At 65.4% G+C, this 13428-nt stretch carries 13 protein-coding genes and 1 tRNA gene; 13 read left to right on the forward strand and 1 reads right to left on the reverse strand.

Annotation, left to right across the window (positions count from 1 at the left end; translation table 11 throughout):
• Positions 1 to 120: 120 nt before the first annotated feature.
• Genes lpdA through K3181_RS14970 form a run of 4 tightly spaced genes read left to right on the forward strand, consistent with a single transcriptional unit; the run spans position 121 to position 5066 of the window.
• Positions 121 to 1536 (forward strand): dihydrolipoyl dehydrogenase, encoded by a 1416-nt coding sequence (gene lpdA, locus K3181_RS14955; RefSeq protein ID WP_221603928.1) that lies wholly within the window; start codon positions 121 to 123, stop codon positions 1534 to 1536.
• Between the two features lie 26 nt (positions 1537 to 1562).
• Positions 1563 to 3416: a cation:proton antiporter domain-containing protein gene (locus tag K3181_RS14960; RefSeq protein WP_221603929.1), complete on the forward strand. Its 1854-nt coding sequence runs from the start codon at positions 1563 to 1565 to the stop codon at positions 3414 to 3416.
• Position 3417: 1 nt separating this feature from the next.
• On the forward strand, positions 3418 to 4344 hold the full coding sequence (locus tag K3181_RS14965) for an aminotransferase class IV (protein WP_221603930.1): 927 nt from the start codon (positions 3418 to 3420) through the stop codon (positions 4342 to 4344).
• A complete protein-coding gene (locus tag K3181_RS14970; RefSeq protein WP_345725519.1) occupies positions 4341 to 5066 on the forward strand; it encodes a sulfotransferase-like domain-containing protein in 726 nt (241 codons plus the stop codon). Before K3181_RS14965 ends, K3181_RS14970 begins: the two co-directional genes overlap by 4 nt.
• Before the next feature lie 19 nt (positions 5067 to 5085).
• Here K3181_RS14970 and K3181_RS14975 read toward each other — a convergent pair.
• Positions 5086 to 5175 (reverse strand) — tRNA-Ser (locus tag K3181_RS14975).
• Positions 5176 to 5301: 126 nt separating this feature from the next.
• Between K3181_RS14975 and K3181_RS14980 the strand changes: the two genes are divergently transcribed.
• From K3181_RS14980 to K3181_RS15020, 9 genes are read left to right on the forward strand one after another with little or no spacing between them, the layout of a single operon-like run.
• Positions 5302 to 6324: a lytic murein transglycosylase gene (locus tag K3181_RS14980; RefSeq protein ID WP_221603931.1), complete on the forward strand. Its 1023-nt coding sequence runs from the start codon at positions 5302 to 5304 to the stop codon at positions 6322 to 6324.
• The gene (locus K3181_RS14985; protein ID WP_221603932.1) at positions 6308 to 7300 is read left to right on the forward strand and encodes an SPOR domain-containing protein; all 993 of its coding nucleotides are present in this window, start codon (positions 6308 to 6310) and stop codon (positions 7298 to 7300) included. Before K3181_RS14980 ends, K3181_RS14985 begins: the two co-directional genes overlap by 17 nt.
• Positions 7301 to 7334: 34 nt before the next feature.
• Entirely contained in the window at positions 7335 to 8495 is a 1161-nt protein-coding gene (locus K3181_RS14990) for a D-alanyl-D-alanine carboxypeptidase family protein (RefSeq protein WP_247715178.1), read from the forward strand.
• Positions 8492 to 9127, forward strand: coding sequence for a dTMP kinase (gene tmk, locus K3181_RS14995; protein ID WP_221603933.1), 636 nt, complete (start codon positions 8492 to 8494; stop codon positions 9125 to 9127). Before K3181_RS14990 ends, tmk begins: the two co-directional genes overlap by 4 nt.
• Positions 9112 to 10077, forward strand: coding sequence for a DNA polymerase III subunit delta' (locus K3181_RS15000; protein ID WP_345725520.1), 966 nt, complete (start codon positions 9112 to 9114; stop codon positions 10075 to 10077). Before tmk ends, K3181_RS15000 begins: the two co-directional genes overlap by 16 nt.
• Positions 10070 to 11629, forward strand: a complete 1560-nt coding sequence (metG, locus tag K3181_RS15005) for a methionine--tRNA ligase (RefSeq protein ID WP_221603934.1) — start codon at positions 10070 to 10072, stop codon at positions 11627 to 11629. The genes K3181_RS15000 and metG overlap by 8 nt, the downstream gene beginning before the upstream one ends.
• Entirely contained in the window at positions 11629 to 12405 is a 777-nt protein-coding gene (locus tag K3181_RS15010) for a TatD family hydrolase (RefSeq protein WP_221603935.1), read from the forward strand. The genes metG and K3181_RS15010 overlap by 1 nt, the downstream gene beginning before the upstream one ends.
• Positions 12402 to 13169, forward strand: a complete 768-nt coding sequence (locus K3181_RS15015) for an MBL fold metallo-hydrolase (protein WP_221603936.1) — start codon at positions 12402 to 12404, stop codon at positions 13167 to 13169. The genes K3181_RS15010 and K3181_RS15015 overlap by 4 nt, the downstream gene beginning before the upstream one ends.
• Positions 13166 to 13333 carry a hypothetical protein gene (locus K3181_RS15020; RefSeq protein ID WP_221603937.1) on the forward strand — a complete coding sequence of 56 codons (168 nt, stop codon included), beginning with the start codon at positions 13166 to 13168 and terminating at the stop codon, positions 13331 to 13333. Before K3181_RS15015 ends, K3181_RS15020 begins: the two co-directional genes overlap by 4 nt.
• The last annotated feature ends 95 nt before the right edge of the window (positions 13334 to 13428 follow it).

Below are 13428 nucleotides of genomic sequence, written 5' to 3' on the forward strand. Positions count from 1 at the left end.
CCCATTCCCCGCTCCGGACCGCTTCGCAGCGCGGCTCTGCGCGAGCCGGATTTTCTTCGCTTGGACCGTGTAACACCCGGTCCATGTCTGCGACCAAACGAGAGATTACAGAGACGAATCATGGCTGACACCCAATACGACGTTATCGTGCTCGGCTCCGGCCCCGGCGGCTATGTCGCGGCGATCCGCTGCGCGCAGCTGGGGCTGAAGACCGCCATCGTCGAACGCGAGTTGCTCGGCGGCATCTGCCTCAACTGGGGCTGCATTCCCACGAAGGCACTGCTGCGTTCGGCAGAGATCCTCCATTACGCGCAGCATGCGAGCGATTACGGGCTCAAGATCGCCGGCAAGATCGAGGCCGATCTCGAAGCGGTGGTGAAGCGCAGCCGCGGCGTCGCCAAGCAGCTGAACCAGGGCGTCACGCACCTGATGAAGAAGAACAAGATCGCGGTGCATATGGGCGAGGGCACGCTGACCGGCCCGACCAGCCTCACCGTCAAGGGCGAGAAGGGCGAGGAAAAGCTCAGCGCCAAGCACGTGATCGTCGCCACCGGCGCTCGCGCGCGCGACCTGCCCTTCGCCAAGGCCGACGGCAAGCGCGTCTGGACCTACCGCCACGCGATGACCCCGCCCGAGATGCCAAAGAAGCTGCTGGTCATCGGCAGCGGCGCGATCGGGATCGAATTCGCCAGCTTCTACAACGATATGGGCTGCGACGTGACGGTGGTCGAAATGCTCGACCGCGTCGTTCCGGTCGAAGACAAGGATGTCTCCGCCTTCCTCGAGAAGAGCCTGACCAAGCAGGGCATGACGATCATGACCGGCGCGGGCGTCGAGGACCTGAAGGTCACTGCCAAAGGCGTGACGGCCAAGATCAAGGCCAAGGACGGCAAGGTCAGCGAGACCGAGTTCAGCCATTGCATCGTCGCCATCGGGATCGTCCCCAACACCGAGAATGTCGGGCTCGAAAAGCTCGTCGAGATGGATCGCGGCTTCATCCAGATCGACGATTACGGCCGCACCAAGTCCAAGGGTCTGTGGGCGATCGGCGACTGCACGCCGGGCCCGTGGCTGGCGCACAAGGCGAGCCACGAAGGCGTCACCACCGCCGAGGCGATCGCGAAGGAACTGGGCAACAAGGAGGTCCATCCGCACCCGCTCGACCGCAACAACATCCCCGGCTGCACCTATTGCCACCCGCAGATCGCCAGCGTCGGCCTGACCGAAGCCAAGGCCAAGGAAGCGGGCTACGAGGTCAAGGCGGGCACTTTCCCCTTCATCGGCAACGGCAAGGCCATCGCGCTGGGCGAGGCCGAGGGTTTCGTGAAGACCGTCTTCGATGCCAAGACCGGCGAACTGCTCGGCGCGCATATGGTCGGCGCCGAGGTGACCGAGATGATCCAGGGATTCGTCGTCGGCAAGACGCTCGAGACCACCGAGGCCGAACTGATGCAGACCGTCTTCCCGCATCCGACGATCAGCGAGAGCATGCACGAGAGCGTGCTTGCGAGCTACGGGCGCGCGCTGCATATCTGATCCCAAACGGGGAGGGCGAGTAAACAGTGACCGGGTTCCTGATCCTCGCCTTCCTCATCCTCGTTGCCGGGGTGGTCGCGGTGCCGCTGGCGAGCCGCTTCGGACTCGGCTCGGTGCTCGGCTACCTGCTCGCGGGCATGGCGATTTCGCCCGTGCTTGCCTCGCTCAGGGTCAATGTCGAAGCGCTGCAGGTCTTCGCCGAGTTCGGCGTGGTGATGATGCTGTTCATCATCGGGCTCGAGATCGAACCCAGGCGACTGTGGGCGATGCGCGGCAAGCTCGCCGGGCTCGGCGGCGGGCAGGTGCTGCTGACGACGCTGGTGATCGCGGGCATCGCGCTGATCGACCGGCAGCCCTGGCAGACCGCGCTGGCGATCGGCATGGTTCTCGCGCTCAGCTCGACCGCGATCATCGTCCAGACGCTGACCGAAAAGGGGCTGCTCAAGACCGAGGGCGGTGAGGCCAGCTTCTCGGTGCTGCTGGTGCAGGACGTGGCGGTGATCCCGATCCTTGCGCTGATCCCGCTGCTCGCCCTGCCAGAGCTCGGGGGCGCGGCCGCTTCCGGCGAGGAGGTGCATGGCGGCATCGACCTCACTGCGCAGATGAGCGGCTGGCTCGCCGGGTTAACGCGCGTCGGCGCGGTCGCCGCGGTGGTCGCGCTCGGCATCTTCGCGATCCGCCCGCTGTTCCGCTACATCGCCAAGGCGAACCTGCGCGAGCTCTTCACCGCCGCCGCGCTGGTGGTGGTGATCGGCATCGCGCTGCTGATGTCGCTGGTCGGTCTCTCGCCCGCGCTCGGCGCCTTCATCGCCGGCGTGGTGCTGGCGACGAGCGAATACCGCCACGAACTCGAAAGCGACATCAACCCGTTCAAGGGACTGCTGCTCGGCCTGTTCTTCATCACCGTGGGCGCGGGGATCGACTTCGAACTGGCGAGCACGATCTGGGGCTCGGTGGTGTTCTGGGCTGCGGTCACCATCGCCGCCAAGATCGCGGTGCTGCTCGTGGTCGGCTGGCTCTACGGTCTTCGCAAGCAGGCGCTGTGGCTGTTCTGTCTGAGCCTGCCGCAGGCGGGGGAGTTCGCCTTCGTCCTGATTGCCTTCGCAGTCGGCAATGCCGTGTTCGACCAGGCCTTCGCCGACCAGCTGCTGCTGATCGTAGCGCTGTCGATGCTCGCCACGCCGCTGCTCTTCATCCTCTACGACAAGCTGATCGCGCATGCCTATTGCACCGGACAGGCGCCCGACGAGGCCGATGTGATCGACGAGGAGAATCCGATCATCATCGCCGGTCGCGGCCGAGTCGGCGGGATCGTCGACCGCATGCTCGATGCCGCGGGACACCGCGCTACGGTGATCGACTACAACAGCCAGCATCTCGAGAACCTCAAGAAGTTCGGCATCACCACCTATTACGGCGATGCGACGCGGCCCGACCTGCTGGCGAGCGCAGGGATCGAACGCGCACGCATCCTGGTGGTGGCGCTCGACGAGCGCGAGCAGATCGACAAACTGGTCCGCTACGCCTGCACCAATTTCCCCAACCTCCATGTCGTCGCGCGCGCCAAGGACCGCGACCATGTCTATCACCTGTGGGCGATGGGCTGCCGCGACATCATCCGCGAGACCTACGACAGCGCGCTGCGCATGGGCCGCTCGGTCTACGAAGCGCTCGGGCATGATCGGCAGGCCGCGATCGCGATGGTCGATGCGTGGGAAGAGATGGACCGCACCTCGATGCGCGAGATCGCCGACGTCTACCGGCTCGACATCCCGGCCTACGAGAACGAGGCGCTCCTCGCCAAGATCAGGGAGCTCAAGGCCGAGTGGGATCCCAAGCTCCGCGATGCGATGGACGAGATCGCCGCAAGGGGTCGCTGAGATGACGCAGGGCACGCATCTCTACGTTCCCGACGAGCGCAACGAAGCGGTCGTCATCGACATCAACGGCGAGCATGTCGCGCGGCCGGAGGCCAAGGTCAGCGTCTTCGACAGCGGCTTCATGCTCGGTGACGGCGTGTGGGAGGGCATCCGCCTTCACCGGGGCCGGCTCGCCTTCCTCGACCGCCATCTCGACCGGCTCTGGCGCGGGGCCAAGGCGATCCTCATGGATATCGGGATATCGCGCGAGGAGATGGAGCGCCGCCTCTATGCCGTGCTCGATGCCAACGGCATGTATGGCGACGGCGTCCACATCCGCCTGATGGTGACGCGCGGCATCCGTTCCACCCCCTATCAGGACCCGCGCGTGGTGGTGACGCCCGCCACCGTAGTGATCATTCCCGAGTGGAAGGAGCCCGCGCCCGAAACCGCCGAGCGCATGTTGTGCCTCGCCACCGTCCATGTCCGACGCGGCTACCCCGACGTGCAGGACCCGATGCTCAACTCGCACAGCAAGCTGAACTGCATCACCGCCTGCATCCAGGCGGCGCAGGCGGGCGCGGACGAGGGGCTGATGCTCGACCCGCACGGCTTCGTCGCGACCTGCAATTCGACCCACTTCTTCATCGTCAAGGATGGCGAGATCTGGACCTCGAGCGGCGACTACTGCCTCGACGGGATCACCCGTGCGGTGGTGATCGAGGTCGCGCGCGAGGCGGGCATCACCGTGCGCGAGCGCAATTTCTCGCTCACCCATGTCTACGGCGCGGAGGAGGCCTTCACCACCGGCACCTTCGCCGGCGTCGCCCCGGTCGGATCGGTCGACGGACGCGTGCTCGGCAGCGAACGCGGGCCGATGGTCGAGCGTTTGCAGCAGCTCTATCTCGCGCGGCTGGCACAGGACGTGGTGGCGAGGCAGCGCCCGTGACGGTACGCATCGCCATGTGGTCGGGGCCGCGCAACATCTCGACCGCGATGATGCGCAGCTTCGGCGCGCGCGCCGACTGCGCGGTCTCGGACGAGCCCTTCTACGGCGCCTTCCTCGCTGCGACCGGAGAGCAGCATCCACTCGCCGCGGAAACCATCGCCGACATGGATTGCGACTGGCATTCGGTGCTCCGCAGACAATCGGGTGAAGCGCCCCGCGGCAAGCCGATCTGGTACCAGAAGCACATGCCGCACCATATGGTCGGCCCGGTCTCGATCGCCGACATGCCCGATCATCGCCACGCCTTCCTCATCCGTGCTCCCGAACGCGTGGTGGCAAGCTATCGCCAGAAGAACGAGCTGCGCGAGCCCGAGATGCTCGGCTTCGCGCGGATGCGCGCCTATTTCGAAGCCGAGGCCGAACGGACGGGTGTGACCCCGCCGGTGGTCGATTCGGACGATATCCTCGCTGATCCCGCCGACACGCTCGAGAAGCTCTGCGGCGCGCTGGGCATCGACTGGGATCCCGCCATGCTCTCCTGGACGCCGGGCCCGCATGCCGAGGACGGGGTGTGGGGCGCGCATTGGTACGACAAGGTCAATGCCTCCACCGGCTTCGCTCCTCCACCGGCCGATCTGCCCGAACTCGATGGCGACTACGCACGCGTCGCGGAAGCGTGTCGCGCGGACTACGAAGCGCTCAAGCGCTACGCCCTGTGCTGACCTGTCGGTGGATGGCCGCTGGCGGAGAGGGTGGGATTCGAACCCACGAAGGGCTTGCACCCTTGCCGGTTTTCAAGACCGGTGCATTCAACCGCTCTGCCACCTCTCCGCGAGCGCGGGGCTAGCTAGGCATTTCGCCCGGACTTGTCACGTTTTTCCGGGAACGACGATGGTTGATGCATGGTACAAGACGAATGACACTTGCCGTTAAGCTAGCCTCTGCGACAATTAGACCATGAATTTTCGACGCTTCTTCGCCACACTCGGGGCTTTGGCCCTGACCTTCCCCGCTGTCCCGGCGGCCGCCCAGTCCGGCCTGGATTTCGACAGCTATCTCCAGATCCTGATCGCCCGCGCGCGGGCCGAGGGCGTCAGCGACGCGACGCTCGCGCGGATGACCGCGGGGCTCGAACCCAGCGACAGGGTGGTCTCGCTCGATCGTAGCCAGCCCGGTTCGTCTAGCGGGACGGGCTATCCCCCGCTCGCGCCCTATATCGCCTCGCATGTCGATGCCGCGCGGATCCGCGGTGGGCGTGACGTGCGCGCAAGCTGGTCGGGCACGCTGCGCTCGATCGAGCGAGACTATGGAGTGCCGGGGGAAATCCTGGTGGCGATATGGGGGCACGAGACGGCCTATGGCGCGGTCAAGGGCGGGTTCGACCTCTCGCAGGCACTCGCCACTCTCGCCTGGGAAGGCCGCCGCCGCGAGCTCTTCGCGAGCGAGTGGGTGGCGCTGATGAAGGTAGCGGACAAGGGCTATTCGCGCAGCGATCTCAAGGGCAGCTGGGCGGGCGCCTTCGGCAATCCGCAATTCCTCCCTTCGGTCTATCTCCGCCTCGCCGCCGACGGCAATGGCGATGGCCGCGCCGACATCATGCACAATGGCGCCGACACGCTGGCTTCGATCGCCAACTATTTCCGCGACGCGGGCTGGCGCGCAGGGCAGCCTTGGGGCGTGCGCGCCTCGGTCCCCGCGGGCTTCAATGTTTCGGCCTATCGAACGCGGATCGTCGCACCGACCTGCGCGCGAGTCCATGAACGTCACAGCGTCTACAAGACGGTGCGCGAGTGGCATAACCTCGGTGTCCAGCCCCAGCGCTCTATCGGCGACGATGTGCTCGCGACGCTGTTCCAGCCCGACGGGCCGGGAACGCCTGCGTGGCTGTTAACCTCGAATTATCGGGTCATTCTCGAATATAACTGCTCGAACTATTACGCGATGAGTGTGGGGCTGCTGGCCGATGAAATTGCCAATTAGGGTTCTTGCGACTGCCTTGTCGGGCCTCGGCCTGTTGACGCTGGGTGCCTGCGCGAGCACCGCGAAGCCCGCGCCCGGTTCCGTCGCGCCCGTTCAGGCCAATGGCCCGGCAGCCGACTATCCCGTGGTGATCGGAGATCCGTACACGATCGACGGCATCACCTACACGCCGGTCGATACGATGAATTACGACCGCGTGGGCTATGTGACCGCAGATCAGGGCGCCGTGGGCGTCACAGGATCGCACCGCACACTGCCGCTTCCCAGCTATGTCGAAGTCACGGCACTCGATACCGGGCGCACCATTCTCGTGCGGCTTGAGCGCCGGGGCCCGATGATCAACGACCGACTGCTCGGCCTGTCCGATGCCGCACTCGCCCAATTGGGTGTGGGCGAGGGCGCCCCGATCCGCATGCGGCGGGTCAACCCGCCCGAGGAGCAGCGCGCCGAGCTGCGCGCCGGACGGGAAGCTCCGCCGCGCATGGATACGCCACAGGGATTGCTGGAGGTCCTCAAGCGGCGCCTTCCAGAGCAAGGCTCCGCTCCCTTGGGCGACCCGCGCCAGGCCGAAGTGAGCGGGACCGCGCCCAGCGCGGAAGCGATTGCCAGGCTCGATCCCAATGAGGAGGCTGCCGTGGAACCCACACCGGAAGAGCCCGCAGAGCAGCCCGCGCCACCGCCCTCCGAGCGCCCGGGTGGCCCCGAATTGCCCGACGCCTTCGAAGGAGGTCCCGCCGCTGCGCCGGTGATGGTTCCGACTGCGCCGGATGGCAGGTTCGCAGTCCAGCTCGGGGCCTTCTCGGTCCGGGCCAATGCCGAAAGGCTGGCGCGCGAGGTGCAGGGTTACGTCGAGACAAGCGGCTCACTCGCCATCGTCCGCGTCGGCCCCTTCGCAACCCGTGGACAGGCCGAGGAGGCGCTCGCCAAGCTGCGCGCGCGCGGTTATAGCGACGCCCTGATACGAACACTCGACTGACACGCCGCGGCTCCCGCCCGGCACGGGAGTACAATTGCGTAACCGTCTGATTTCGCTGGCTGCGCTGACAGCCGCTCTCATTTCCACTCCGCTCGGGGCGAAGGACGCGAAAGAGCCTTCGATCCCCAGTGAAGACGATGCGCCCATCGCCTACCTGATCGACGCCGCGAGCGGGCAGGTGCTGTACCAGCGCGATGTCGACCGCCGGTTCATGCCCGCCTCGATCACCAAGGTGATGACGACCTTCCTCGCCTTCGAATGGATGGAGGAAGGGCGGCTGTTCCCTCAGCAGGTTTATGGCGTTCGCCCCGAGACATTCAAGCAATGGCACCGCAAGGGATCGACCATGTTCCTGCCCGCCGATGCGCGAGTGACGGTGGACGATCTGCTCCACGGCATCACCACCGTTTCGGCCAACGATGGCGCCGTCGTGCTCGCCGAGGGCGCCGCGGGCACGGTCGAGGACTGGGTCGCCGCGATGAATGCCAAGGCGCGCGAGATCGGCATGACCAATTCGCACTACGGCACGCCCAATGGCTGGATGGACGAGGGCAAGACCTTTGTCACCGCGCGCGATCTCGGCACTCTGGCGCGCGCCATGGTCACGCGTCATCCATCGAAATATCGCCATTTCGTCGGTGCCAAGGGCCTCAAGTACAATGGCATCGAACAGCGCAATCACGACCCCATTTCCGGGGTCGTGCCGGGTGCCGACGGGATCAAGACCGGGTTCACCAACCAGGCCGGCTACGGCTTCCTGGGATCGGCCAAACGGAACGGCCGGCGGCTGATCATGGTGGTCGCGGCGAGCCCCACCGGGCGCGCCCGCAACCGCGCGGCGCGCAGCTTCATCGAATGGGGCTTCAAGAGCTTCGACAGCCGGACGCTGTTCGCCAACAAGGCACGCATCGCCAGCGCGCGGGTTCAGCAGGGCGGCGCGGCGCAGGTCGGGCTGACCGCACGGGGACCGGTGCGGATTTCGGTTCCCAAGGGGCAATCTCCCAAGGTCTCGCTGACCTTGCGCTACGAAGGCCCCCTGCAGGCGCCCATCGCCAAGGGCGAGGAAGTGGCCGAGCTGGTGGTTTCGATCGATGGCATGCCCGAGCACCGGGTGCCGCTGGTCGCGCGCGAGGAAGTGCTCAAGGCGACCCCGGTGCAACGCGTGTTCAACGCGCTGCGGAGCTGGGTGACGTGACGCGAGGCCGCTTCATCGCCTTCGAGGGCGGCGAGGGCATGGGCAAGTCGACCCAGGCACGCCTGCTCGCCGATGCGCTGCGCGAACAGGGGAGGGAGGTGGTCCTGACCCGCGAGCCGGGCGGTACGCCCGGTGCCGAGGCGATCCGTAGCCTGCTGCTGGCGCCTCCCGGCGAAGGATGGACGCTCGAAGCCGAAGCGCTGCTCTTCGCCGCTGCGCGCGCGGACCACGTGGCGCGCCAGATCAAACCGGCGCTCGATCGCGGGGCATGGGTCGTCTGCGACCGCTTCCTTGATTCGAGCCGGGCCTATCAGGGCGTTGCAGGCGGGCTCGGAGACGAGCGCGTGCGGGCGCTGCACGATATCGGCAGTGCGGGCCTGCTGCCCGATCTCACCATCGTGATCGATGCCCCGGCACAAGCCGTCGCCGAGCGCCTTAGCCGGCGCGACGGCGACAGCAGCGACGCGATCGGCGGCCGGGCGGCGGAGTATCATGCCAGCGTCAACGCCTCCTTCCTCGATTTCGCGCGCTCCGAACCGCACCGCTTTGCGGTCATCGACGGGACCGGGTCGGTGGACGAGGTGCACCGGCGCATCGTCGAGGCTGCGGCACCTTTGTGGGCAGCGTCTTGAACCTGCTCGGTCACGAGCCAGCCTGGCGCGAATGGCGCAAGGCGATGGCGGGTGAGCGGATGCACCACGCCTGGCTGTTCGCCGGACGTCGCGGAGTCGGCAAGGCGAGCTTCGCCCAGGCTGCTGCTCGCGAGCTGGTGGGCGCCGCACCGGGCGAGAGCGGACACCACCCCGACATCGTCACGCTGACCTACGGCCCGAAAGACGACAAGGAAGAGCGCAAACGCGCGGACGGCAAGCCGTTCGAATTGGCGCGCAGTATCCGTATCTCGCAGATCCGCGCGATGCAGGCCCGTCTCGGCACGAGGCCCACGCTGGGCGAGAGGCGGGCGATCATCATCGATCCGGCCGACGATCTTGAGCGCAATGCGGCCAACGCCCTGCTCAAGAGCCTCGAGGAGCCCCCGCGAGGGACCTATTTCCTGCTCGTCGCGCATAGCCCGGCGCGGCTCCTGCCGACGATCCGCTCGCGCTGCCGCGTGCTGCGTTTCCCGACCGTTTCGGATACCGAGATGAACGGCCTCCTCGGCGAGATGGCGCCCGGCGCGGATGATGCGACCCGCGCAGCCGCGATCGTGGCTGCCGCCGGCTCGCCCGGCGCGGCGCTGGAATTCGTCGAACTCGAACTGGGCAAGGTCGCGCAGGCGATGCACCAGATCCTCGAGCGGGGCGATCCCGATTTTCATCTGCGTGGTGCGCTGGCCGGTCTGATCGGCGCGCGGCCCGATCGCGACAGGATCCGCGCGATTCTCGAACTCGCGCGCTCGGTCGTGGCGCAGCGTCTCGATGCGACGCTCTCCGATCCGCGGCCGATCATCGATACTCATGGCGAACTGGTGCGCCTCACGGGCGAGCAACCGACCTACAATTTCGATGCCGGATTGCTCGCCATGGAAATCGGCACCTTGCTCGCCAAGGCCGCTACGGCTAGCGAGCGGGCCGATGGCTGAACCCTATTACCTTACCACTGCGATCCACTATCCCAACGGCAGGCCGCATATCGGCCATGCCTACGAGACGATCGCCGCCGATGTGATGGCTCGTTTCCAGCGCCTGCGCGGGCGCGAGGTGCGCTTCCAGACGGGCACCGACGAGCATGGGCTGAAGATGGCGCAGAAGGCACGCGAGCTGGGCAAGACTCCGCGCCAGCTGGCGGATGAAATGTCCGGATATTTCAGGGAATTGTTCGACGTTCTGAACATCTCCTATGACCGTTTTATCAGGACCACCGATGCCGATCACCATCGCGCGAGCCAGGCCATCTGGAAGGCGATGGAAGAGAAGGGCGATCTCTATCTCGATCGCTATGAAGGCTGGTACTCGGTCCGCGACGAAGCCTATTACGACGAGAAGGAACTGATCGAGGTCGAGGGGGACGAAAAACTCTCGCCGCAAGGAACGCCGGTCGAATGGACCGAGGAAGAGACCTGGTTCTTCCGCCTGTCGAAATATGCCGAACCGCTGCTCGAACTGCTGAACACGCCGGGCTTTCTCGAGCCAGCTAGCCGGCGGAACGAAATGGTGGCCTTCGTCGAGCGCGGCCTGCAGGACCTTTCGGTCAGCCGAACGAGCTTCGACTGGGGCGTCAAGGTGCCGGGCAGCGACGGGCATGTCATGTATGTCTGGGTCGATGCGCTGACCAATTACATCACCGGAGTCGGCTATCCCGACGGCGGCGAGATGTGGGAGAAGTTCTGGCCCGCAGACCTCCACCTGATCGGCAAGGACATCGTCCGCTTCCACACGATCTATTGGCCCGCCTTCCTGATAAGCGCCGACCTGCCGCTGCCGAAGAAGGTCTTCGGGCATGGCTTCCTGCTCAATCGCGGGGTCAAGGAATCGAAGTCGCTCGGCAATGTGACCGATCCGATGGAACTGGCCGAGCGTTTCGGCGTCGATGCGTTGCGCTATTTCCTGCTCGCCGAAGTCACCTTCGGGCAGGATGGAAGCTATTCGGCAGAAGCGCTTGTAAACAAGGTGAATGCCGAGTTGGCAAACAGCTTCGGCAACCTCGCGCAACGCACGCTGTCGATGATCTCGAAGAATATGGACGGCAAACTCGAAAGCTTTGAATCTAATGCAGCGGATGACAAACTTGCCCTGACTGTCGCGACGGCCTGCGGTACAGAACTGCCGCGCGAATTCGAGAAGCTGAATTTCTCGGTCGGGATCGAAGCCTGGCTCCGGGCCGTTTACGCCTGCAATGCCTATGTCGACGAACAGGCCCCCTGGGCGCTCAAGAAAACCGATCCAGAGCGGATGAAGGCCGTGCTCCAGACGCTGTACATCGCCATCCGCGATCTCGCCATCGCCATCCAGCCCGTGGTCCCCGAAAAGGCCGGTGCCGTGCTCGACCAGCTTGGCGTGAGCGCGGAAAGCCGAAACTATGCCGACCTTGCCGATGCCGGATGGTTCGCCGCGCTCGTTGCCGCAGGCCACACGATCGAGAAGCCGACACCGGTGTTCCCGCGGCTCGAACTGCCGAGCGAAGAGCCGGCTTGATGCTGGTCGATAGCCATTGTCACCTCGAATACGAGGGCCTGGTCGACGACCAGGCTGCGGTGCTCGATCGGGCGCGCGAGGCGGGAATCGAGGCCTTTCTCAATATCTCGACCAAGCGCGCGGAATGGGCGCAGGTCGTCGGTACCGCGCAGGCTAGGCCTGACGTCTATGCAAGCGTCGGCATCCATCCGCACAATGCCGACGACCATCTCGACCTTACGCGCGAGGAACTGCTCGCCGCGACCCGCGATTCCAAGGTGATCGGCATCGGCGAAACCGGGCTCGACTACTATTACGACCATTCGGACCGCGCTGCGCAGCAGCGCCTGTTCCGGCTCCACATCGATGTGGCGCGCGAAGTGCAACTGCCCGTCATCATCCACACGCGCGATGCCGAGGACGATACGCTGGCGATCCTCGACGACGAGCTGGGGAAGGGGGCTTTCCCCGCACTGATCCATTGCTTCACCGCTTCGGCCGATTTCGGCAGGCGGGTCCTCGATCTGGGCCTGTCGGTCTCCATATCGGGCATCGTCACCTTCAAGAACGCCCGCGACCTGCAGGATTTCGCCAGGGATATCCCGCAGGATCGGCTGCTGGTCGAAACCGACAGCCCGTTCCTGGCGCCGGTCCCGCATCGCGGTAAGCCCTGCGAGCCCGGATTCGTGCGCGACACCGCGCAATTCCTCGCCGATCTGCGGTCTGAATCGCTCGAGGAACTCGCGCGCTATACGACCCGGAATTTCTACGCGCTGTTCAGCAAGGCGGCGGCGTGAAGCTGCTGATGCTCGGCTCGGGCACCTCGACCGGGGTGCCCCGGATCGGAAATGACTGGGGCGAATGCGATCCGCATGAGCCGCGTAATCGGCGGAGCCGGGTGTCGATCGTGGTCGAGAACGATGCGGGCCAGAGGATCCTCGTCGATACCTCGACCGATCTCCGGGCGCAGTTGCTCGCGAACGGCATCGAAAAAGTCGATGCGGTGTTCTGGACCCATGACCATGCCGACCATTGTCACGGCATCGACGATCTGCGGGTCATGCGTTACGACCGCTCGAACCCGCTGCCGGGCTTCGCCAGCAAGGTCACCTGCGAAAGGCTGCGCCGACGGTTCGACTATGTGTTTGAGGGCCAGTTCGGCTATCCTACCATTGTCGGTCTCAAGGATATTGCGGAAACCCAGCTGGTTGCGGGATTTTCCTTCGATCACGTCGAAATGCCGCACGGCCCGGTGACGAGCACCGGGTTCCGTTTCGAGGCAGACGGGAAGTCGATCGTCTATGCGACCGATTTCAGCGAGATCACACCGGCCATGGTTCGGTGCTTCGAGCGCGCGGACATTCTCGTCGTCGATTGCCTTCGCCGGCGTCCGCACCCGACGCACGCGCATCTCGACATGGCGCTCGATCTCGCGCGCAAGGCCAAGGTGCGCCGGACGGTGCTGACGCATATGGACAAGAGCATGGATTACCGCAGTCTCTGCGACGAAGTGCCCGATCATGTCTTGGTCGGTTACGACGGCCTGGTGATGACGGCATGAGCGAGCACCAGCTGGTCTCGCTCGTTTCGCTGGTAGGTTTCCTGATCCTGATCGGCGCCGGATTCCGTACGCACAATGTCGGGTGGAAGAAGGGATTCTTCATGGCTGGTGCATGGGCGGGGATCTTTGCCGTGGTCATCCTGTTCATCGGCGCCGTTCGCTAGGTACCGTTTGTTTAACATAATATATATTATCGCACTGACGTCGAGAACGTGGGGATCGCTGATCAGGCGGCCTTCCTGCCCCCCTCACCACACGC

It is taken from the genome of Qipengyuania mesophila (assembly GCF_019711655.1).
GTDB lineage: Bacteria > Pseudomonadota > Alphaproteobacteria > Sphingomonadales > Sphingomonadaceae > Qipengyuania > Qipengyuania mesophila.

Bases quoted from the DNA above. Each gene is read 5' to 3' on its own strand.
- K3181_RS14985 (WP_221603932.1), top strand. From the start codon at position 6,308: ATGAAATTGCCAATTAGGGTTCTTGCGACTGCCTTGTCGGGCCTCGGC.
- lpdA (WP_221603928.1), top strand. From the start codon at position 121: ATGGCTGACACCCAATACGACGTTATCGTGCTCGGCTCCGGCCCCGGC.
- metG (WP_221603934.1), top strand. From the start codon at position 10,070: ATGGCTGAACCCTATTACCTTACCACTGCGATCCACTATCCCAACGGC.
- K3181_RS15020 (WP_221603937.1), top strand. From the start codon at position 13,166: ATGAGCGAGCACCAGCTGGTCTCGCTCGTTTCGCTGGTAGGTTTCCTG.
- K3181_RS15010 (WP_221603935.1), top strand. From the start codon at position 11,629: ATGCTGGTCGATAGCCATTGTCACCTCGAATACGAGGGCCTGGTCGAC.
- K3181_RS14965 (WP_221603930.1), top strand. From the start codon at position 3,418: ATGACGCAGGGCACGCATCTCTACGTTCCCGACGAGCGCAACGAAGCG.
- K3181_RS14980 (WP_221603931.1), top strand. From the start codon at position 5,302: ATGAATTTTCGACGCTTCTTCGCCACACTCGGGGCTTTGGCCCTGACC.